Annotated in this window: 18 protein-coding genes and 1 tRNA gene; 10 read left to right on the forward strand and 9 right to left on the reverse strand. The window is 63.3% G+C overall.

Features of this window, described 5'->3' with window-relative positions; translation table 11 throughout:
• A partial coding sequence (locus KOL99_RS00005; RefSeq protein ID WP_216508289.1) for a cytochrome c3 family protein occupies positions 1-1,181 on the reverse strand: 1,181 nt, incomplete at its 3' end.
• A gap of 609 nt (positions 1,182-1,790) precedes the next feature.
• On the opposite strand from KOL99_RS00005, the gene KOL99_RS00010 reads away from it, so the two are divergent.
• Positions 1,791-1,866 (forward strand) — tRNA-Thr (locus KOL99_RS00010).
• A 407-nt stretch (positions 1,867-2,273) separates the two neighbouring features.
• On the opposite strand, the gene KOL99_RS00015 is transcribed toward KOL99_RS00010, so the two are convergent.
• The gene (locus KOL99_RS00015) at positions 2,274-2,807 is read right to left on the reverse strand and encodes a DUF3332 domain-containing protein (RefSeq protein ID WP_216508292.1); all 534 of its coding nucleotides are present in this window, start codon (positions 2,805-2,807) and stop codon (positions 2,274-2,276) included.
• Between the two features lie 547 nt (positions 2,808-3,354).
• Here KOL99_RS00015 and KOL99_RS00020 point away from each other — a divergent pair.
• Both KOL99_RS00020 and gpmA read left to right on the forward strand, forming a co-directional pair.
• Complete coding sequence (locus tag KOL99_RS00020) at positions 3,355-4,677, forward strand: M23 family metallopeptidase (RefSeq protein ID WP_216508293.1); 1,323 nt, start codon at positions 3,355-3,357, stop codon at positions 4,675-4,677.
• A 31-nt stretch (positions 4,678-4,708) separates the two neighbouring features.
• Positions 4,709-5,416: a 2,3-diphosphoglycerate-dependent phosphoglycerate mutase gene (gene gpmA / locus KOL99_RS00025; RefSeq protein WP_216508294.1), complete on the forward strand. Its 708-nt coding sequence runs from the start codon at positions 4,709-4,711 to the stop codon at positions 5,414-5,416.
• Here gpmA and KOL99_RS00030 read toward each other — a convergent pair.
• The 7 genes from KOL99_RS00030 to hemW all read right to left on the reverse strand — a co-directional run bounded on the left by KOL99_RS00030 (position 5,413) and on the right by hemW (position 14,508).
• The gene (locus KOL99_RS00030; RefSeq protein WP_216508295.1) at positions 5,413-7,512 is read right to left on the reverse strand and encodes a penicillin-binding protein 1A; all 2,100 of its coding nucleotides are present in this window, start codon (positions 7,510-7,512) and stop codon (positions 5,413-5,415) included. The genes gpmA and KOL99_RS00030 overlap by 4 nt on opposite strands.
• Before the next feature lie 252 nt (positions 7,513-7,764).
• Positions 7,765-8,298: a phospholipase D-like domain-containing protein gene (locus KOL99_RS00035; protein ID WP_216508296.1), complete on the reverse strand. Its 534-nt coding sequence runs from the start codon at positions 8,296-8,298 to the stop codon at positions 7,765-7,767.
• On the reverse strand, positions 8,295-9,416 hold the full coding sequence (gene dnaJ, locus KOL99_RS00040; protein WP_216508298.1) for a molecular chaperone DnaJ: 1,122 nt from the start codon (positions 9,414-9,416) through the stop codon (positions 8,295-8,297). The genes KOL99_RS00035 and dnaJ overlap by 4 nt, the downstream gene beginning before the upstream one ends.
• A gap of 121 nt (positions 9,417-9,537) precedes the next feature.
• Positions 9,538-11,457: a molecular chaperone DnaK gene (gene dnaK, locus KOL99_RS00045; protein ID WP_216508300.1), complete on the reverse strand. Its 1,920-nt coding sequence runs from the start codon at positions 11,455-11,457 to the stop codon at positions 9,538-9,540.
• A gap of 165 nt (positions 11,458-11,622) precedes the next feature.
• Positions 11,623-12,186: a nucleotide exchange factor GrpE gene (gene grpE, locus KOL99_RS00050; protein ID WP_216508302.1), complete on the reverse strand. Its 564-nt coding sequence runs from the start codon at positions 12,184-12,186 to the stop codon at positions 11,623-11,625.
• 27 nt (positions 12,187-12,213) lie between these two features.
• A complete protein-coding gene (gene hrcA, locus KOL99_RS00055; RefSeq protein ID WP_216508304.1) occupies positions 12,214-13,248 on the reverse strand; it encodes a heat-inducible transcriptional repressor HrcA in 1,035 nt (344 codons plus the stop codon).
• Between the two features lie 114 nt (positions 13,249-13,362).
• On the reverse strand, positions 13,363-14,508 hold the full coding sequence (gene hemW / locus KOL99_RS00060) for a radical SAM family heme chaperone HemW (RefSeq protein ID WP_216508306.1): 1,146 nt from the start codon (positions 14,506-14,508) through the stop codon (positions 13,363-13,365).
• A gap of 389 nt (positions 14,509-14,897) precedes the next feature.
• On the opposite strand from hemW, the gene KOL99_RS00065 reads away from it, so the two are divergent.
• From KOL99_RS00065 to ybgF, 7 genes are all read left to right on the forward strand, one after another.
• A complete protein-coding gene (locus KOL99_RS00065; RefSeq protein WP_216508308.1) occupies positions 14,898-15,677 on the forward strand; it encodes a carbon-nitrogen family hydrolase in 780 nt (259 codons plus the stop codon).
• A 243-nt stretch (positions 15,678-15,920) separates the two neighbouring features.
• Positions 15,921-16,595, forward strand: coding sequence for a protein TolQ (gene tolQ / locus KOL99_RS00070; RefSeq protein WP_216497616.1), 675 nt, complete (start codon positions 15,921-15,923; stop codon positions 16,593-16,595).
• A 3-nt stretch (positions 16,596-16,598) separates the two neighbouring features.
• Positions 16,599-17,018, forward strand: coding sequence for a protein TolR (tolR, locus tag KOL99_RS00075; RefSeq protein WP_216508310.1), 420 nt, complete (start codon positions 16,599-16,601; stop codon positions 17,016-17,018).
• Positions 17,015-17,767, forward strand: coding sequence for an energy transducer TonB (locus KOL99_RS00080; RefSeq protein WP_216508312.1), 753 nt, complete (start codon positions 17,015-17,017; stop codon positions 17,765-17,767). The genes tolR and KOL99_RS00080 overlap by 4 nt, the downstream gene beginning before the upstream one ends.
• Positions 17,768-17,772: 5 nt before the next feature.
• On the forward strand, positions 17,773-18,990 hold the full coding sequence (tolB, locus tag KOL99_RS00085) for a Tol-Pal system beta propeller repeat protein TolB (protein ID WP_407931846.1): 1,218 nt from the start codon (positions 17,773-17,775) through the stop codon (positions 18,988-18,990).
• A 117-nt stretch (positions 18,991-19,107) separates the two neighbouring features.
• On the forward strand, positions 19,108-19,701 hold the full coding sequence (pal, locus tag KOL99_RS00090) for a peptidoglycan-associated lipoprotein Pal (protein ID WP_216508316.1): 594 nt from the start codon (positions 19,108-19,110) through the stop codon (positions 19,699-19,701).
• A gap of 71 nt (positions 19,702-19,772) precedes the next feature.
• Positions 19,773-20,624 (forward strand): tol-pal system protein YbgF, encoded by an 852-nt coding sequence (ybgF, locus tag KOL99_RS00095; RefSeq protein ID WP_216508318.1) that lies wholly within the window; start codon positions 19,773-19,775, stop codon positions 20,622-20,624.
• Positions 20,625-20,644: the final 20 nt, after the last annotated feature.

Below are 20,644 nucleotides of genomic sequence, written 5' to 3' on the forward strand. Positions count from 1 at the left end.
TGCGGCCCCTGCTTGTGGCAGGAGGTACAGGTGACGCCGACCGTCTTGTGCATGGAGCGGTCGTAGCCCGAGAAGATCGAATCGCTGTGGCAGGCCTCGCAGTAGTACCCCCCCACCGGCCCCGCGCTGGGGAGCTGGTTCACGAAGGTGCTGGAGTTGACGCTCGAGGTGTTGACCGGGGTCGGCATCGCCCCGGTGGTGTGGCAGGAAACGCAGGAGACGCCCAGCTCCTTGTGGTTCGAGGAGGACCACAGGGTGAACGCCAGCGGGGTCGGGTAGACCCCCGAGGCGGAGTGGCAGCCGTTGCAGTCGGTTCTCATGGAGCTGATCAGCGACTCGACCACCCTCACCTGCACGGTGGAGGTCGCCACCGCCACGCCGCTTAAGTACTGGGTGAGCCGGAACACGTAGGTGCCAAGTTGCATCGGCACGAAGCTCGGGTTGAGCGTGTTGATGTCCTGCAGGGTGACCACCGGGCCGCTATCCTGGCTCCAGGTGAAGGTGCCGCTCCCCTGCATGGAGCCCCTCAGGGTCGCCTTGGTGATGATCATGCCGGTCTGGTCCTCGCCGGCGTTGACGCCGACCGTGGCGAAGGAGGCCGAGACGCCGGTCGGGGCGGTCACGTTGCTGACGGTGATGGTGACCGGGCTCGTGTAGGGGTAGCTGACCGCGCCGCCGGAAGCGTTGGTGACCGTGCCGCCGGTGACGCCGGTCAAGACCGCGCCGGTGCTCGGGCTCGCGGTGAACACGGCGGTGCCGCCGTAGGCCACCTGGGTACTGGCCGGGGTGATGATGCCCGGGCCGTAGACGACGCCGGTGACGGTGTATTTCTGCGCGGTGAAGCCCGCCACCAGGGACTGCGTCGAGCCGTCAACCTTCCTGAAGGTGGTGGAGTAGTGAGTCGTGTAGTTGCCGATCACCTGGGCCACGCCGGTCTTGGTCAGGCTGGTGATCTTGTAGCCGGGGTTGGCGGTCACCTTCACCGGAACCGGGTCGGCCGTGGTGAAGTTGCTGTAGACGACCGTGCCGGCCACTGTCTGGACGGGGTTGTTGCGAACCTGCAGGCTGCCGCCGGCACTGCTCAGCTTCGTTTGCAGCTGAAACGATGTCGCGGCCCATGACCAGAGCGCTCCCGATATGATGGCCGTAGCAGCCAGAACAGCCAGTGTTTTTTTCAGCATAGCCTTCCCCTGTCCCTGATCCTCACGTGCGGTAATGGACGATGTAGAGGTACGAAATAGTCCTACAGGCGCGCCAGGACGCAAGAAATGTGCCCCTTGCATCCCGGCAAAGACAGCCGCGTCCCCGTGAAGCAAAGTTAAAGAATGTAAAACCGGGATGTTGAAGATTTGTTTTTTTTTGTAAAGGAATGTAGATTAGAGATTTGGGACCGTTGCCCGAGGAGCAAAAGTACGTTACTTCGCGAGGAAATGAGGTGGTTTCCCGTGAAAACACCGGCCTTTACCCGGCCTTTACCCGGCACGTCCCACAACGAAAAGCGACGAAAAGCAGCGATCTGGTAACGATTGAATTAAAAATCGCGTCGAGCGGGGGAGTAAATTCTCTCCGCTGCGTGTTTTCCTCCCTTGACGTGGGACTTACAGACCCTTCATGAACTATGAGTGGGGATCCGGGAAATCCGCGATTACGTCAAATAGCCGGTCGTTGGTGCTCGCGGGGTCGGTGCTCGCGCCGCGCAACTCCACCCGCGGTGGAGGCCCTGGGAACTCTAAAATGACATTGACTGAGGTGGGAATTTACGGTAAAAGGTTAACCTCGCTAACAGATAGGCCGGAGTAACTCAGTTGGTAGAGTAGCTGATTCGTAATCAGCAAGTCGGCGGTTCGAGTCCGCTCTTCGGCTCCAAAAAGCAAAAGGGTCACAGACGAAAGTCTACGACCCTTTTTAATTGTTGGCGGCCACATCGTTTCGTGAGCCGGTACAGTGAAAAGGCCCGCCTTGATGGCGGGCCTTCTTTGTTGCGTCTACTTGGGTACCCTTTTCAAGGGTGGTTGCCAGTGCCCGTGGGCACCGGGAGGCTACAGCTTCAGGTTGTGAGATTCCGAATCGGTGGAGTTTCTTTGATGCTGATTACCTCCTTTTTTCCGAGATCCCTCTTAGCTAGCTAGCTGAGTCAAACATAGCATCGCCCAACCGAAAGAAACAGTCTGTCAAAAACTTTTTTTTCCAGTTATACTGTTCGAGTTGCCTCCTGATAAGTGTGAAACACTTAACGTTGCCATCCCTCTTTCCACCTCTGAGTATCAGCCCCCCTACTTGTAGACAGCCGCCACCTGCCGACCGAGATTGAACGCGCCGGAACCGGAGCTGGTCACCTGCACGCCGTCCCTGCCGCGCATCGCCTGGAACCGGGTCACGTTGTCCCCCTCCCGCAGCGCCGCGACCGAGTTGCCGCTCTTCACGTTCCAGTCGATGGTGAGGGTGTCGACATAGGTATCACCATGGTAACGGTTGAAGGTGTAGCGCAGGATGTCGCCGCTCTTCTTTGCGTGGACCTTGAAGGTGTCGCCGTTTTCGCTGTACTGGAACTCCTTCTCCCCTTGGGCCACGGGGTTATGCCCGCTCCAGAACTCGATGGTGTTGAACAGCACGAAGTCGACCAGTGCCGCAATGCCATAGACCGGAACGATGATGAATACCCAGGTCACCAGGCTGCGCAGGAATTTGTCCCCTACCTCGCCGTTCACCTGGTAGACCTTTCTCGTGAGCGCCATCTTGCCGTAGCAACCTTGCAGGGAAACCATGGCCATCACCATGGCAAGCAGTGCCGCTGTTATCCTCTTCATAGCTATTCCTCCTTTGGTATGGATGAAATGCGGGAATTACGCTATCCCGATTCCCCTAATATAGCAGAAGACGCATGCAACTTGCTTATATTCTTTCAGCTGTGCCAGTACGGTGACCAACTGTGACTGTGACAATAAAAAAGAGGCCCGCTGTCGCTACGCAAGGCCTCTTTTATTTACTCGATCCCCTCGTTACAGGAGTCATTCCGATGCTTTGGGCATCGGAGCTGGTACAGCTGCCTGGTAATTAGAATCCTCTTCAGTGGAGTTTACCTCGATACCGCTACCTCCTTTTCCGAGACATTCTGTTACAGCTAGCTAGCTGATATTCAATATACCACCTGTCTGATTTTTTTACAGAGAGCTACAATATTTTTTAGTGACGGTCATCGCACCTGTGCCAGTCCCCTGCCCCGCCCAGGCTGGACTTCGAGGGGGTGGGTGCTAAAATCCGATGGTGCCTTAACCCGGATTAACTATGCTCGACAGCACGGGCGCCGGAACGGGGGGAACGTCCTCCGCCGTGCCCGCCGCTGGGAGGAGAGCCATGAAAACGACAGCTGTGGCGGCCATCCTGATCATCCTGCTTCTTCTCGGCCTCGGTGTGTATTACTTTCTTGACACTTCGGGCCCCGCCCTGTCGCTCTCCCGGCAAAACGGCCCTATATCGTCGAAGCTCGACGTGGCGCTGCGGCTGCGCGACAAGTCGGGGCTCAAGTCGTTGAGCGTCAACCTGGTGCAGGGGCAGAAGAGCTTTCCCGTCCTCGCCAGGGATTATCCCGCGGGCACCACGCAGGCGACCGAGACCTTCAGGCTTCCCGCGCAGCCTGGGCTCAAGGAAGGGCCGGTCCGGCTGGAGGTCCGGGCAGCGGACCGCTCCATATACGGGTTCGGCTCCGGCAACCGCACCGAGCAGTCGTTCACCTTCGATTACCAGAACAAGCCTCCCGCGGTAGCCATCCTCAGCACCGCCCACAACGTCTCCCGGGGCGGCGCCGGATTGGTGCTCTACACGGTGAACCGGGAGGTGGCCAGGACCGGCGTCGTCTTCGCCGACCGCTTCTACCCCGCCTATCTCCAGCCCGGCGGCTTCTACGCCTGCCTGTTCCCCTTCCCCAGCGACCTGCCGCAGGAGCGCTTTGTCCCCAAGGTGCTGGCCGTGGACCGGGCCGGCAACGAGCGGCTCACCGGCATCTACTACCACGTGCTGGAAAAATCCTTCCCGAGGGACCGGATCGAACTGACCGACTCCTTCCTGGAGAAGGTCTCAGGCGAATTCAAGGACCGCTACCCGAAGGCGGCCTCGCCGCTGGAGATCTTTCTCAAGGTGAACGGCGAGGGGCGCCAGGCCGACCGGAAAACCCTGTACCAGGTGGGGCTCAAGACCTCCCCCACTCCGCTTTGGCAGGGCGAGTTCCTGCGCCTCCCCAACTCGGCGCCGCGGGGCAGCTTCAGCCAACTGCGCAGCTACTTCTACAAGGGGAAACAGGTGGACGAGCAGTACCACCTGGGGATCGACCTCGCCTCCCTGGCGCACTCGAAGGTCCCGGCCGCCAACGCCGGGCGCGTGGTATGGGCCGACGACCTCGGCATCTACGGCCAGTGCGTCATCATCGACCACGGCATGGGGCTGCAGACGCTCTACGGTCATTTGAGCCGGATCGGCGTGAAGGAAGGGGACCAGGTGAAAAAGGGGGACATCATCGGCGACACCGGCGACACCGGGCTTGCCGGCGGCGACCACCTCCACTTCGGCGTGGCCATTTCGGGGCAGGAAGTGAACCCGATCGAGTGGTGGGACCCGTCCTGGATCAAGAACAACGTCACCGACAAGCTGGAAGAGGCGAAACAGGCGACGGGCGCCAAGTAGCGCCGCGGCGGGTTGCAAAGGAGGCGGGCTCATGCAGCAACTGGTACTGATTCGACATGGAGAGAGCGTCTGGAACAGGGAAAACCTGTTCACCGGCTGGACCGACGTGGAGCTTTCCCCACAGGGCGAGGAGGAGAGCAGGAGCGCGGGGCGTCTCTTGAAGGAGAAGGGATTCGTCTTCGACGTCGCCTTCACCTCGGTGCTGCGCCGGGCCATCGAGACGCTCTGGATGATCCTGCGCGAGATGGACCTGGTGTGGATCGAGGAACACAAGGACTGGCGTTTGAACGAGCGGCATTACGGCGCTTTGCAGGGGCTGAACAAGGCGCAGACGGCGGAGAAGTACGGAGAGGAGCAGGTGCAGCTGTGGCGGCGCAGCTACCACGTCCGCCCCCCCGCGCTCGCCGAGGGCGACCAGCGCTATCCCGGCCGCGACCCGCGCTACGCCTTTCTGCCGCGGCACCTGATCCCGAGGACCGAGTGCCTGCAGGACACGGTGGAGCGGGTGCTCCCCTGCTGGCAGCAGGTGATCGCCCCGGCCCTGCGCGAGTGCCGTCGGCCGCTCATCGTCGCCCACGGCAACAGCCTGCGAGCCCTCATCAAGTACCTGGACCGGGTCTCGGACTCGGACATCGTCCACCTGGAGATCCCGACCGGGACGCCGCTGGTGTACGAGTTGGACGACGACCTCAAACCGATCCGCCACTACTACGCCACCGAAACCGGCGGCCCCGCCTAGCGCAGTACGTCCCCCTCGCGACCGGCAGCGCCGTCGGCGCCTTCATCCCCACCCTCCTCGGCAGGTTCCTTGGCCGGAGTCCCTTCCCCCGGAGCGGTGACGCCCGGCTGTCCCGGCTGTCCCGGCTGTCCCGCCTGTCCCGGCTGTCCCGGCTGCGCCGGCGGCATGGCGTCGCCGCCGTGCCTGGAGCAGTACGTGGTCGGCTCGGTCCCGGCGATGAAGTCCTCATCCTTGGTGGTCGGGCACTCCGGCGTGGCGAGCTGGCCGGTGCTGGGGTCGATGTTGACGGTGACCACGCCTTCGGGCTTCGCGAAGTCGACCGCCGGCTTGCCGGCGCTGGCGACCCGCATGAATTTCTCCCAGATCGGCGCGGAAACCGCGCCGCCGGTGAAGCCCCTGCCACCCGGCTTGGGCTTGTCGTATCCCACCCAGACGCCGGTGATCAGCTGCGGGGTGTACCCCACGAACCAGGCGTCGCGGTAGTCGTCGGTGGTGCCGGTCTTGCCGGCGGCGGGGCGCTGGCGGGTGAAGTTCCTGAGCCCCTTGGCGGTCCCGTAGGTCAGGACGTCCTTCATCATCGAGGTGGTGACGAAGGCGGTGGCCGGAGAGAGCACCGGCGCCACCTGGGACGGGTTCTCGTTCCAGCTCTTGCGGTTGCGGTCATAGACCCGGATGATGGTGCGCCCCTCGCTGCGCATGCCGCCGTTGGCCAGCGGCGAGTAGGCCGAGACCAGGTCGTTCAGGGTCACCTCGTCGGTGCCCAGGGCGAGCGATAGGTCGTTGGGGGTGCGCAGGGTGAGGCCCAGGCGCCCGGCGAAGGTGACGAAGTTGTTCACCCCGAGCGATTCGAGCAGCTTCACCGTGATCACGTTGTTGGAGTGGGCGAGCGCCTGCCTAAGCGACAGATCCCCGTAGCTCTTCTTCTCGTAGTTCTGCGGTTTCCACACCTGCCCATTGCCCTTGTTGTAGCTGGCCGGCTTGTCGTCCAGGATGCTCGCCGGCGTGTACCCCTGCTCCAGAGCGGCGGCGAAGATGAGCGGCTTGATGGAAGAGCCGGGCTGGCGCTTGGCCGAGAACGCGCGGTTGAAGCCCCCCTTGCCGTTGTCCACCCCACCCACCGCGGCCAGCACGTCGCCGGTCTTCAGGTCCATGCAGATGAGCGCCCCCTGCAGGTTCGGGTTCACCTTCTTCACCCCGTCGCGCAGCACCTGTTCCGCCTGTTTCTGCAGGTTCACGTCCATGGCCGAGATCACGTCCAGCCCGCCCTGCTCCACGATATGCGCCCCGTAACGCTCCACGAGCTGTTTGCGCACCAGGTCGAGGTACCCCTGCGCCTGCCCCGGCTTGATCACCGTGGCCGGGTGCGCCTCGATGGCCCTCTTCTGCTGCGGCGTGATCATCTTGACCGCGACCATGCGGGAGAGCACCACGCTGCGGCGCGCGCTCACCTTGCCCTGGTCTCCCAGCGGGTTGTAGCGGCCGGGATTCTTGGGCACCCCGGCCAGAAGGGAGCACTCCGCCTCGGTCAACTCCTCCGGGTTCTTGTCGAAGTACTGTCGCGCCGCCTGCGCGATGCCCCAGGCGCCGTTGCCGAAGTAGATCTCGTTGAAGTACATCTCCAGGATCTGGTCCTTGGTGTACTTCTTCTCGAAATCCATGGCGAGCTGCACTTCCTTCACCTTGCGGTCGAGCGACTTCTCGCCGGTCAGGAACTTGTTCTTGATCAGCTGCTGGGTGATGGTGGAGCCACCCTCGGCGAGCCTTCCCTTGACCACGTCCTTCACGAGGGCCCGGGCGATGCCGCGCACGTCGATGCCGCCGTGCTCGTAGAAGCGGGAGTCCTCGGTGGCGACCAGGGCCTTGCGCAGGAAAACCGGGATCCTGTCGATGGAGACCCAGTAGCGCTGGGTAGGGAGGATGCGCCCGACGTAACGCTGCTGCCCGTCGAAGACCCGGATCGAGGTGTAGCCGGTCGGGAGTTCCGGATAGGTCGCGATGGAGGCGTGGGCGGAAACGGCGCAGGTGAGCGCCAGGAGGATGACGAGAAAAACGGGGGAGAAGAGCTTCTTGAGTGAAGCGTACCGACGGGAAAGCAAGGTTGCTACTCCTTTTGTTGACGACGGCGATGCTGCGGCTTTCGTGGTGGCTACCAACAGTAGGTGAGGCGAGAGCGCTGGGCGAATGATTATTCGCCCCTACAGCGGGAATGTCTCGTCCGGGTGCCAGTGCTTAATGGCATCAGGCAATGATGCCGATGGTGAGTAGCTGATTCGTAATCAGCAAGTCCTGTAGGGGCGAATAATCATTCGCCCGCCTGTGTCCATCGCGATCGAGGCTACCTGACCGGCCTACCTGATCCCCTCGAGGTACCTGGTCACCTGCGCCGCCAGCTCCGGCGCGTCCAGCAGCACCGACAGCTCCCGGTTCCGGGTCAGCGCCGCGTGGGAGAGGTTGTGGCTCCCGATCAACACGTACCGGTCGTCGATGACCACGGCCTTGGCGTGCGTGGTGCGCCTGCCGGGCGGAAAGATAACCCGCACCCCCTTGCGCGCCAGGTACGCGGCCGCGGCGCGGTTGTCGCGTCCTACCGAATCGCCCGGTTCCAGGATCACGGTGACATCCACCCCGCGCCCCCTGGCCTGGGCCAAGTCCTGCGCGATCTGTGCCGGGAGATTCCCCCTGCGCCCGCTGGCCTTGAAAAGGTAAAAGGCACAGATGATGCGCCTTTTCGCCCCGCGGATGCGTTCCCTGACCGCGCCGGAGTAGGCGCCGTCAGCCAGCAGCGTCGCCTGGGCGGGGGCACTCAGGGCCGGCACGGGACGGGCGGCGAGCAAAAGAACCGCCAGAAAACCGACCACGCACCGGGTGAGCGTTTTTGTCACGTGAGGATGTCCATGACCTTGGCGAAGAAGTTCTTGCGCATCGGGTTTACATCCTCGCCGCTGATGCGCGCCAGCTCCTCCAGGAGCTCGCGCTGCTGCTTGTTGAGGTTGGTCGGGGTCTCCACCTTGGCGATGACCAGGTGGTCGCCGCGCCCGTACCCCTGCAGCGCCGGAACCCCCTTGCCGCGCATCCTGAAGATGGCGCCGGACTGGGTCCCTTCCGGGATCTTCATGTTCACCTTGCCGTCCAGGGTGGGCACCTCGATCTCGCAGCCGAGCGCCGCCTGGGTGAAGCTGATCGGGATCTCGCACAGGACGTCGTTGTCCTCGCGCCGGAAGATGGAGTGCTCGCGCACCGTGAGCGCCACGTAAAGGTCGCCGTTGCCCCCCCCCTTGATCCCCTGCCCACCCTCGCCGGAGAGCTTCAAGCGGATGCCGGTCTCGACGCCGGCGGGAACCTTCACCGAGATGGTCTTCTTGTCCCGCACCGTGCCGGTACCGCGGCAGCTCGGGCAGGGATGCTCCACCACGCGCCCTTCGCCGTTGCAGTGCGAGCAGGTCTTGGAAACGCTGAAGAAGCCCTGCTGGAAGCGCATCTGCCCGGCACCCTGGCAGGTGGGGCAGGTCTTGGGCTGGGTGCCGGCCTTGGCGCCGGAACCGCCGCACGTCTCGCAACGCTTGGCGTAGGGGATGTCGATCTTCTTCTCGACCCCGAAGGCCGCCTCCTCGAAGGTGATCTCCAGGTTGTACTGCAGATCGTCGCCGCGCTTGCCGCGCGAACTCTTCTGGCGGCCGCCGAACACCTCCCCGAAGATGTCCCCGAAGATGTCCCCGAACGGGGAGCCGCTGAAACCGCCGAAGGGGGAGCCGTTGAAGCCGCCGCCCCCCATGCCGGCGTGGCCGAACTGGTCGTAGCGGGCACGCTTCTCGGGGTCGGAAAGCACCTCGTAGGCCTCGGAGATCTCCTTGAACTTGTCCTCGGCGCTCTTGTCGCCGGGGTTCTTGTCCGGGTGGTACTTGATGGCCAGACGCCGGTACGCCTTCTTGATCTCGGTCTCGGAGGCGTTCTTGTTCACCTCGAGCAGTTCGTAGTAATCCTGTTTGTCACCGTTTGCCAATGTAAGCCCTCGTAACACAAAGAGCAGCGTCCCATCTCATGAGACGCTGCCCGTTGCGGTTGTCATTTCTAAGATGCAGCGCCATCTTCCACTAAAGCGGCACCGGTTTGCAACCTTTTACTTACTTCTTGTCGTCCTTCACTTCCTCGAAGTCGGCGTCGACGACCTTCTCGCCCTTGGCGGCTCCGCCGGCTTCCGGCTCGGCGTGCGCCTCGGCACCCTCGGCGCCGGCGGCCTGTGCCTTGGCGTAGACCGCCTCGGCCAGCTTGTGGGACGCCTGCATCAGGGTCTCGCTCGCCTTCTTGATCTCATCGGCGTCGCTCCCCTCCAGGGCCTTCTTGAGGGCCGCGATCCCTTCCTCGATCTTCTGCTTCTCGGAGGCGTCGATCTTGTCGCCGAACTCGCTCAGCGACTTCTCGGTGGAGTAGATCAGGTTGTCGCCCTGGTTCTTGGCCTCGATCAGCTCGCGCTTCTTCTTGTCCTCGGCGGCATGCGCCTCGGCGTCGCGCACCATCTTCTCGACTTCCTCCTTGGAGAGGCCGGAGGAGGCGGTGATGCGGATGGACTGCTCCTTGCCGGTACCGAGGTCCTTCGCGGAGACGTGAACGATGCCGTTGGCGTCGATGTCGAAGGTGACCTCGATCTGCGGCACGCCGCGCGGCGCGGCCGGGATGCCGGAGAGCTCGAAGTTGCCCAGGGTCTTGTTGTCGGACGCCATCTCGCGCTCGCCCTGCAGGACGTGGATGGAAACCGCCGGCTGGTTGTCGGCCGCGGTGGAGAACACCTGGCTCTTCCGGCACGGGATGGTGGAGTTCTTGTCGATCAGCTTGGTCATGACGCCGCCCAGGGTCTCGATGCCCAGGGAGAGCGGGGTGACGTCGAGCAGCAGCACGTCCTTCACGTCGCCGCGCAGAACGCCCCCCTGGATGGCCGCGCCGATGGCGACCACCTCGTCCGGGTTGACGCCGCGGTTGGGGACCTTGCCGAAGATGTCCTGCACCTTCTTCTGCACGATCGGCATGCGGGTCATGCCGCCCACGAGGATCACCTCGTCGATGTCGGAAGCGGAGAGGCCGGCGTCCTTGAGCGCGGTGCGGCAGGGGCCTTCCAGCTTGGCGATCAGGTCGGCGCAGATGGACTCCAGCTTGGCGCGGGAGAGCTTCATGGTCAGGTGCTTGGGACCGGAAGCGTCGGCGGTGATGAACGGAAGGTTGATGTCGGTCTCCAGCGAGGTGGAGAGTTCGCACTTCGCCTTCTCGCCCGCCTCTTTGAGCCTCTGCAGCGCCATCTTGTCGCCCCTGAGGTCGATCCCCTGGTCCTTCTTGAACTCGTCGGCGATGTAGTCGATGATCTTCTGGTCGAAGTCCTCGCCCCCCAGGAAGGTGTCGCCGTTGGTGGACTTCACCTCGAAGACCCCTTCGCCCAGTTCCAGGATGGAGACGTCGAAGGTGCCGCCGCCCAGGTCGAACACGGCGATCTTCTCGTCCTTCTTCTTGTCCAGGCCGTAGGCGAGCGCCGCCGCGGTCGGCTCGTTGATGATGCGCAGGACGTTGAGGCCCGCGATCTTGCCGGCGTCCTTGGTGGCCTGGCGCTGGGAGTCGTCGAAGTACGCCGGGACGGTGATGACCGCGTCGGTGACGGTCTCACCGAGGTAGTCCTCGGCGGTCTTCTTCATCTTCATCAGCACCATCGCCGAAATCTCCGGCGGAGAATACTTCTGACCGCGCACCTCGACCCACGCGTCGGCGTTGTCGGCCTTGACGATCTTGAACGGGGAGATGGCGATGTCCTTCTTGACCGCCTCGGTATCGTACTTGCGCCCGATCAGGCGCTTGATGGCGTACAGGGTGTTCTCGGGGTTGGTGACCGCCTGGCGCTTGGCCTGCTGGCCCACCAGCCGCTCGCCGTTCTCAGCGAAAGCGATCATGGAAGGGGTGGTGCGGCTTCCCTCTGCGTTCGCTATGACAACCGGCTCCCCACCTTCCATCACTGCCACGCAGGAGTTGGTGGTCCCGAGGTCTATTCCTATTACTCTACTCATGTGATTGCCTCCTCATATGGTAACTGTCACTCAGCAAGCTAGTCATGCCCCCGGTAAAAAACAAGGGGCGGGGTAAAAAAAACTGCGGGGCTGGGGGCTGGGGGCTAGGGGCTGGCAAACCCAAGGTTTTTACTCGCCCTAGTCCGTAGTCCCCAGTCCCTGCGGTTAAGGTTTTACGGCGACCGTGACCATGGCGGGGCGGAGCAGTCGCTCGTTCAGCATGTACCCCTTCTGGAACACGTTGACGACGGTGTTGGGCTCCTGGTCCGCGCTCGGTACCTGGGTCATGGCCTGGTGGAAGGCGGGATCGAACGGGGTCCCGGCCGGGGTCTCCAGCGGGGTGACGCCGAACTTCTTCAGGGTGGAAAGGAGCATGTTCAGGGTGAGCTTCACCCCCTCGACGATGGGGTCGTCCTCGCTGGCGTGGTCGATGGCACGCTCCAGGTTGTCCACCGAGGGAAGGAGCTCCATGATGATCTGCTCGTTGCCGTACTTAAGGATCTCCTCCTTCTCCTTCTGCACCCGCTTCCGGTAGTTCTCAAGGTCGGCGCGCTCGCGCAGGTACTTGTCCCAGTTGCTCGCCGACTCAAGCCCCTTGGCGGCCAGGGCCTCTTCGAGTTCCTTGATCCGATCCGCATCCGACAGCGGCTGCGCCAGTTCGACGTGGTCCTGCGACGCCGCCTCCGCTTTCTTGTCGTGCTGGTGCGCATCGTGTTTTTTCTTGTCCATCCCTTTGTACTCTCCTTTTCTCTCGCCCTACTCGCTCTCGAGCAGGCGGCTTATCAATTTGGCCGTATAGTCGACGATCGGTATCACCCGGCCGTAACCCATCCGGGTCGGGCCGATGACCCCCAGCACCCCGACCGTGTCCTTCCCGGTGAGGTAGGTGGAGGTGACCAGGCTCATCCCCTCCATCTTGAGCAGGGGCGATTCCGACCCGATGAAGATCTGGACCCCCTCGGCCTGCATGGAGCGGTCCAGCAGGTCCAAAAGGAGGCTCTTCTTCTCGAATGCCCTGAAGATCTCCCGCATCTTGGCGGCGTCGGCGAATTCCGGCTGGTCCAGGATGTTCGCCTGCCCCTCGAGGAAGATCTCGGTGCTGTCGGTCCTGATGGTCTGCTCGGAAAGCGCCAGCGCCCTGGCCATCAGCGAGTCGTAACGGACCTTCTCGCTCTGCATCTCGGCCAGAAGCCGTTCACGCACCTGCGCTATGGTCAACCCCTGCAGCATCCCGTTCAGGTAGTTGGCCATGCGGACCAGGTCCTCCTGCGGGATCTCCTCCTCGGTCTCCAAAAGCCGGTTCTGCACCGTGCCGTTTTGCGAGACCAGGATGGCCAGGATGCGGTGGCTGGAGAGCTTGACGAATTCCATCTGGTGGAAGACGTTGGCGGCCATGCGCGGCGCCATCACCACCCCCATGTAGCTCGAGGTGGTTGAGAGAAGCCGGCTCGCTTCCTTGAGCATCTCGGCCGGGTCCTTGCCCGCCATGCGACAGCGCCTGCGGATCTCGTCGCGCTTGCCCGGCATGAGGTTCTGCTTCGCCTCCAGGATCGAATTGACGTAGAGACGGTAAGCCTTGTCGGTGGGGATGCGGCCGGCGGAGGTATGCGGCGAGGCGAGCAGCCCCATCTCCTCCAGGTCGGCCATGACATTTCGTACCGTGGCCGGTGACAGCGCCAGCGCGTGGCTGCGGGTGATGGTCCTGCTCCCCACCGGTTCTGCGGTCGCTATGTAGTCCTCGATGACCGCTTCGAGGATCCGTTTGCCGCGTTCAGAAAGTTGCTCTTCCATAGCCTTGACCCTCAAAAGCGTTTAGCACTCAAAAAGTTCGAGTGCTAAACGAGCTTCAAGTTAGCAACGCACCTGTGCTTTGTCAAGGGGTTCTCTGGCAGGATAATGGCGGATTTACAGAAAGCGGGAAAAGATGCTGTTGGCGATGATTACCGAGCTGTCGGCAAGACGGATGCGCTCCCCCTCGGCGACCAGCAGACCGGCCCGCAGCAGCCCCCGCACCTCCGCCAGCTGGCCCGCCAGCGCCTGCTCGCCGAAGCGCGCCTTGAGGGGGGCGAGGTCCATCCCGGTCAACACCCTGAGGCCGAGAAAAAAGCTCTCGGCCACCGCGTCCTCGAGGGAGAGCCGCACCTCGTCCCGCTCGGGAAGAAGCCGGGCGCCGATGGCGGCGCGGTAGCCGTCGAGGTCGGCGGCGTTGTTCCAGCGGCGCCCCAGCCCGTCGGGGTTCCAGAAGGAATGGGCGCCGGAGCCGAAACCGAGGTAGCTCTGCCGGCTCCAGTACGATTGGTTGTGGCGGGAAAAGCGGCCGGGGAGGCCGAAGTTGGAGATCTCGTAATGGAGGTAGCCGGCGCCGGTGAGCATCTCGGCGGTGGTCTCGAACATGCGCGCGGCCTCTTCCTCAGCCGGCAACTGGAGTTCCCCACGCTGGTACAACCCTTCGAAGGGGGTCCCCTCCTCGATGGAGAGCGCGTAGGCGGAGACGTGTTCGGGAGCGAGCGCGATACCCCGCGCCAGCGCGGCGCGCCAGTCGTCCAGGGTCTGCCCGGGGAGGGAGTGCATGAGGTCGATGCTCACGTTGTCGAAGCCGGCGCGGCGCGCCTGCTCGAAGGCCGCCAGCGCCTCATCCACCGTATGCACCCGCCCGAGACGCTCGAGGAGGCGTTCTTCGAAAGACTGGATGCCGAGCGACAGGCGGTTCACCCCCGCCGCCCGGTAGCCGGCCAGCCGCTCCGGGGTGAGCGTGCCCGGGTTCGCCTCCAGGGTGACCTCCGCCCCCTGTTCCAGGCCAAACCGGAGCGCCGCCTGATCGATCAGGCGCCCCACCAGTTCCGGCGCGATGAGCGACGGCGTGCCGCCGCCAAGGTACAGGGTCGACGCCTGCACCGTTTCCGGGAGTACCTTCTGGCGCAGCTCCATCTCGCAAAGCAACAGCTCGACGTAGCCGTCCAATTCGTCGCCGGACCAGGCGGTGGAGTTGAAGTCGCAGTACAGGCATTTTTTGAGGCAGAAGGGGAAATGAATATAGAGACCGGCTCTCATGGCTCTCGCGCTCCTTTACACGCCAGCTATGGTTCTAGCAGATCCCCCCTCTCCTTGTCACGCGAAAGCGCCGCAACTGCACGAAGACGCTTGAAATTGGCGGGGAGTAATATTACACTCCGAGCGCCGTCGGATCGCCTGCCCGTGATGGCAAGGTTTCGGGCGGCGCTCCCGAAGGGGAGGGCGAATTACTATCCACCCCGACAGGCACAGGGCCGACATGTCCACCAAAGGCACCAGGCTGTCCACGGTAGGGGCAAATACTATTTGCCCAGCCGTCGGGGCCTTGTGCGCCGATGATGGCCAAAGAGGCAAAGACGCGACAGAGGCGGGCGAATGATTATGCGCCCCCACAGATTTTTGTGCCACGTGGTCAATGAGGAGGGAACATGCAGAAGAGCATCAAAGCCGCCGCGTTGCAGTTCAACATAGCGCTGGGAGACATCGACAAGAACCTCGCCTACGTGACCGACAAGCTGCGCCAGCTCGCCCAGGACGGCGTGGAGCTCGTGGTGCTGCCGGAATTGTGGAGCTGCGGCTTCGACTACCGTCAGCTGAACCAGCTGGCCCTGCGAACCCCGGCCCTGGTGGAGCGGATACTGGCGCTTTCGGGGGAACTCGGCATGACCATCGTCGGCAGCCTCCCCGAACCGCACGGCGAGAAGGTCTACAACACGGCCTACGTCGCCGACCGCGGCAAGCTGGCCGGGAGCTACCGGAAGATGCACCTCTTCGGCCTGATGCACGAGGACCGGCACCTGGACCGCGGCGACGCCGTCTGCCTGCTCGACACCAGCGTCGGCAGGATCGGCGTCATCATCTGCTACGACCTGCGTTTTCCCGAGCTCACCCGCAGGCTCGCCGTGGACGGCGCCGAGATCATCATCGTCTCCGGCGAGTGGCCCAAGCCGCGCGAGGAGCACTGGCGCACCCTGATCCGCGCCCGCGCCATCGAGAACCAGCTCTTCGTGGTCGCCACCAACACCTGCGGCATGATCGGCAAGCTCGACTTCTTCGGCTCCTCGATGATCGTCAACCCCAAGGGGGAACTTTTGGCCGAAGGGGGTTACGAGAACTGCGAGCCGACCGCGCTCCTCGACCCCGCCGAGATCACCTCCTGGCGCGCGAGCATCGGCTGTTTTCAAGACAGACGGCCGGAGTGCTACTAGGGAAACCCGAAAGGCCTAACGCAAAGGCGCAAAGGCGCCAAGCCGCGAAGAAAAGACTTTGACAAAAGACTCTAGGTTTTAAGTGCTTAAAGTCTTGGCGCCTTCGCGGCTCCGCGTCTTTGCGTTGAGGCTTTTGGATGTGCCTTGCCCGAGCGCCGCGCGGCACGTGTTTCCTGTTGACTTCCCAATGGGTTCAGCATATTTTTCCAGTTTGGTTTCCATCTAACCGCGGAGGGTTGCTACGTGGGCATGCTTGCTTCGACCGGCCTGGTCGTAAAACTGGTACTTTTACTGTTGCTCTATTTCTCGGTGGTCTCCTGGGGCATCATCTTCTACAAGCTGCTGCAGGTGTACCGCGCCAACGGCGCCTCCGAGCGTTTCCTGGAATTCTTCTGGAAAGCCAAGCGCTTCGACGCCATCAACTCGCAACTGGACCGTTTCGAGCACTCCCCCCTCACCGTCCTGTTCCAGGAGGGGTACGGCGAGCTGAGGAAACTGCAGGAGAAGGTCGAGGAGAAGGCTGACCCGAACATCGTCAGCACCGACCTCGGCGGGGTCGACAACATCGCCCGTGCCCTGCGCCGCGCCACCACCATCGAGATCACCCGGCTGGAGAAATACCTGACCTTCCTCGCCACCACCGGCGCCACCGCGCCGTTTGTCGGCCTCTTCGGCACCGTCTGGGGCATCATGACCGCCTTCGAGAAGATCGGCCAGAGCGGCTCCGCTTCCCTGGCGGTCGTCGCCCCGGGCATCGCCGAGGCGCTCATCGCCACCGCGATCGGCCTGGTCGCCGCGATCCCGGCGGTCATGGGCTACAACCACTTCCAGCACAAAATCAAGGTGCTCATCTCGGAGATGGACAGCTTCTCCACCGAATTTCTCAACATCGTGCAGCGCAACTTCGCGGGGAGATAAGCCATGGAGTTCGGCAACAGGGATAACGGCGATCGCGGCACCATGTCGCAGATAAACGTCACGCCTCTGGTCGACGTCATGCTGGTGCTCTTGATCATCTTCATGGTCACCGCGCCGATGATGCAGCAGGGGGTCCAGGTCAACCTTCCCAAGGCGGACACCAAGTCGCTGGCGCCCAAGGAAGACACCCTGGTGGTCTCCGTCGAGCAGTCCGGCAAGACCTTCATCAATTCCACCGAGGTCGCGGGCGACCAGCTGAAGGACAAGCTGACCACGATGCTGGCCGGCCGCGAGAAGCGCGAGGTGTTCCTCAAGGCTGACCAGGCCGTTCCCTACGGCGACGTGGTGCGGGTCATGGCCCAGATCAAGGGGGCCGGCGTGGAGCGCCTGGGCATGGTGACGGAGTCCCCGCAACGCCGATGAAAACCGCGTTCACGCGCAACTACCCGGGGCCGGGGGGGATGCTGGCGGTCTCCCTCGTCTGCCACCTGGTCGTGTTCCTGATCATCGCCAACTGGCACGCCCTCCCTGAGTTCCGCAGGGACGAAACCCCGGTCACCTACGTCGACATGGTCACGCTACCGGTCGCTTCGCCGCAAAGCGGCATGCCCGCCGCGCCTGCTCCGGCCGAAGCCAAGGCTCCCGCTGCGCCGCCCCCACCCCCCGCGGCGCCCAAGCCGGCCATGGCCCTGCCGACCAAGCCCGCGCCGAAGGCGCCCGCGAAACCCCAGGCCAAAACCGAACAGCAGCAAAAGGAGGCCGAGGACAAGGCCTTCAACGAACGGATGGCCAAGCTGCAGCAAAAGGCCGAGGACCGCCGCCAGGCCGCGGTGCTGGATGCCCTGAAGAAACGAGGGAGCAGCCGCATCGGCATGCCGGGAGCAACCGGGAACCAGGCGGGGAGCGACTACTCTTCGTACCTGCAGTCCCGGCTCAGGGACGCCCTCAAGCAGGTCATCGCCACCCAGACCAGGGCGCCGCAGGTGATCGCCACCATCACGGTCTCTCCCGACGGCAGCATCGATTACCGCGTGGAAAAGGGATCGGGCGACCCCTTCTTCGACGACGCCGTGCAACGCGCGGTGGCGCTGGCCGGCAAGACGCTGGTGCCCCCGCCCAACCACACACAATACAAACGCGTGTTCCGCTTCATGCCTGAAGGGGTGAAATAGAAATGATGAGAATTCTTCTGCTACTGCTGTTACTGGTTCTGGGGCCGCAGGGCTTCGCGGCGGAGAGTTACCTCGACGTCACCGCCCCGACCTCCGGGAAGATGAAGCTGGCCATCGCCCCCACCACGGCGCTCTCCGGCACGCTTCCCGCCGAGGCGGCGCGCGAGCTCCCCGAACTGTTCGGCTTCGACCTCGGCATCGCCGGCCCCTTCGAGATCTCCCCCGCTGCGGAAGGGAGCGCGCTCCTCTTGAAGAGCGCCTACGGGGTCCAGGGTGACACCGCCATCATCGAGTGCCGCCTCGTCGACCAGGTGCTGAACCGGGAGGTGGTCGCCAAGCGCTACAGCGGCAGGCTGAAGGACCTGCGCCGCATGGGACACGCCTTCTCCGACGAGGTGCTGCGCGTGCTGACCGGCTCGAAGGGCCCCTTCACCGGCAAGATAGCCTACGTCTCCAAGATCTCCGGCAACAAGGAGATCTTCATCATGGATTACGACGGCCGCAACCCGCAGCGGCTCACCAACAACGGCTCGATCAACCTCTACCCCGACTTCGCCCCCTCCGGCAAGGAGCTCATCTACACCTCCTACAAGAAGGGGAACCCCGACCTGTACCGGCGCGAGCTCTTCACCGGCCAGGAGGCGCGCGTCTCGTCCAGAAGCGGCTTGAACGCCATGGGGGTGTTCTCCCCGGACGGGAACAAGATCGCCCTGGTCCTCTCCAAGGACGGCAACTCCGAGATCTACCAGATCGGCCGGGACGGCAAGGAACTGGCGCGGCTCACCAACAACCACGCCATCGACGTCTCCCCCGCCTGGTCTCCCGACGGCGCCCGGATCGCCTTCGTCTCCGACCGTCTGGGCAAGCCGCAGCTCTTCGTGATGGACGCCAACGGCGGCAACGTGAAACGTCTCACCAGCAACGGCGCCTACAACGTGACGCCGCGCTGGTCCCCCAAGGGCGACCGCATCGTCTACGCGCGCAAGGAAGGGGGCTTCCAGATCTACGCCATCAACCCGGACGGCTCCGGGAACACCCAGCTGACCAGCGTGGGGAGCAACGAGCACCCGCGCTACTCTCCGGACGGCCGTTTCATCGTCTTCAGCTCCACCCGCGACGGCGGCGAGGGGCTGTACCTGATGCGCGCCGACGGCAGCGGCCAGACCAGGATCTCGCCCGACCGGGCGCTGAACACGCATCCGACCTGGTCGGTGAACTGGTAGCGCGAACAAATCATGACCGTTGCTTAACCTCGAAAACGTGGGTATACTTTCAGTCGTTTTTTTCAAGGGCATCGGCAGCCACGATGTCAATATTCCATAGATCAAAAGGAGTGGGGAATGCGCAAGAATATCGCCGGATGCCTTGTTGTTCTTTGCATGGGAGCTTTGGTAGCGGGAGGCTGCGCCAAAAAGGATCTGGTCAAGCCCGAGGAGACGGCTCCGTCGGTCACGGCCCCCGCCCCCGAAACAGCCAAACCGGCCCAGGAGGCCAGGCCGCAGACGAAGGCCCCGGTCACCGAGCCGACCCCGGTGCGCGAGCCGGTGGTGGCGCAGGAGCCGACCCGTGAGGCCTCCAAGGCGCCGGCAGGTGACCTGCAGGGGCAGTTGCAGAAGATCTACTTCAACTTCGACTCTTCCGACCTTTCCGAGGACTCCCGCAACATCCTCACCAGGAACGCCGAGTACCTGAGCCGTCAGGCGTCGGTCAAGATCCGCATCGAGGGGAATTGCGACGAGCGCGGCTCCGACGACTACAACATGGCCCTGGGCGAAAGAAGGGCCAAGGCCGCCAAGGATTACCTGGTGAACCTGGGCATCGCCTCGGAGCGCATCGCCACCATCAGCTACGGCGAAGAGAAACCGGTCGACGCCGGCCACGACGAGGCGGCCTGGGCCAAGAACAGAAGGGACGAATTCGTCGTCGTCAAGTGACGCTCGCCACGCAGCCCAAAGGAGCCTTCGGGCTCCTTTTTTTATCGACCGGCCTTAAAGGAGGTTTTGTCATGACGTTTACGAGGGGGGCGCTGGGAGCGCTGGTTCTTCTTACCATTTTCGGCTGCGCCAGCCAGAGCGATCTGGAATCGGTGCGCCGGGACAACGACGAGATCAAGAACCGCCTCTTCACGCTGGACCGGGGACTCAACGAGGTCCGCGGCGAGGTGAAGGAAGGGGTGGAGAAGTCACTGGCCGGTTACCGGCAGAGCCTCGAGGCGCTGCAGGCCGACATGGCGGGGTACCAGAAGGAAATGGCCTCCATCCGCAAGGGTGGGGCCGACCTGCAGGCGACCCTGGAGAGCGCCAGGGTGGACATGCAGCTTCTGACCGGCAAGGTGGACGACGTGCGCATCCTGGCGCAGAAACCTGCCGACGACATCGCGCTTTTGAAGGAAGACCTGAACAAGAGGCTGACCGCGCTCGAGGCGCGCATGACCAAGCTGGAGAAGGGGATCGAGGAGCAGCAGGCCAAGGCGCAGGCGGCGCTCAAGTCCCCAGAGTTGCTCTACCAGCAGGGGCAGGACGCCCTCAAGGCGGGCCAGGGGGCCAAGGCCCGCGAGTACTTCGCGAGCTTCCTGGTGCAGTACCCAAAGCACAACCTGGCCGCCAACGCCCAGTACTGGATCGGCGAGAGCTACTACCAGGAGAAGAACTACGAGCAGGCGGTGCTGGAGTTCCAGGAAGTGATCAAGAACTACCCGGACAAGGAGAAGGCCCCGGCCGCCATGCTGAAGCAGGGAATGGCATTCAGGGAGTTGGGGGACAGCAAGAGCGCGGCCTACATCCTGAAGAAGCTGGTGGATGAGCACCCGAAATCGGAAGAGGCGAAGATCGCCAGGGACAAGTTCAAGATCAAGTAGCTATAAACCAGACACTGACT

This window comes from Geomonas azotofigens (assembly GCF_018919395.1).
GTDB classification, from domain to species: Bacteria; Desulfobacterota; Desulfuromonadia; order Geobacterales; family Geobacteraceae; genus Geomonas; species Geomonas azotofigens.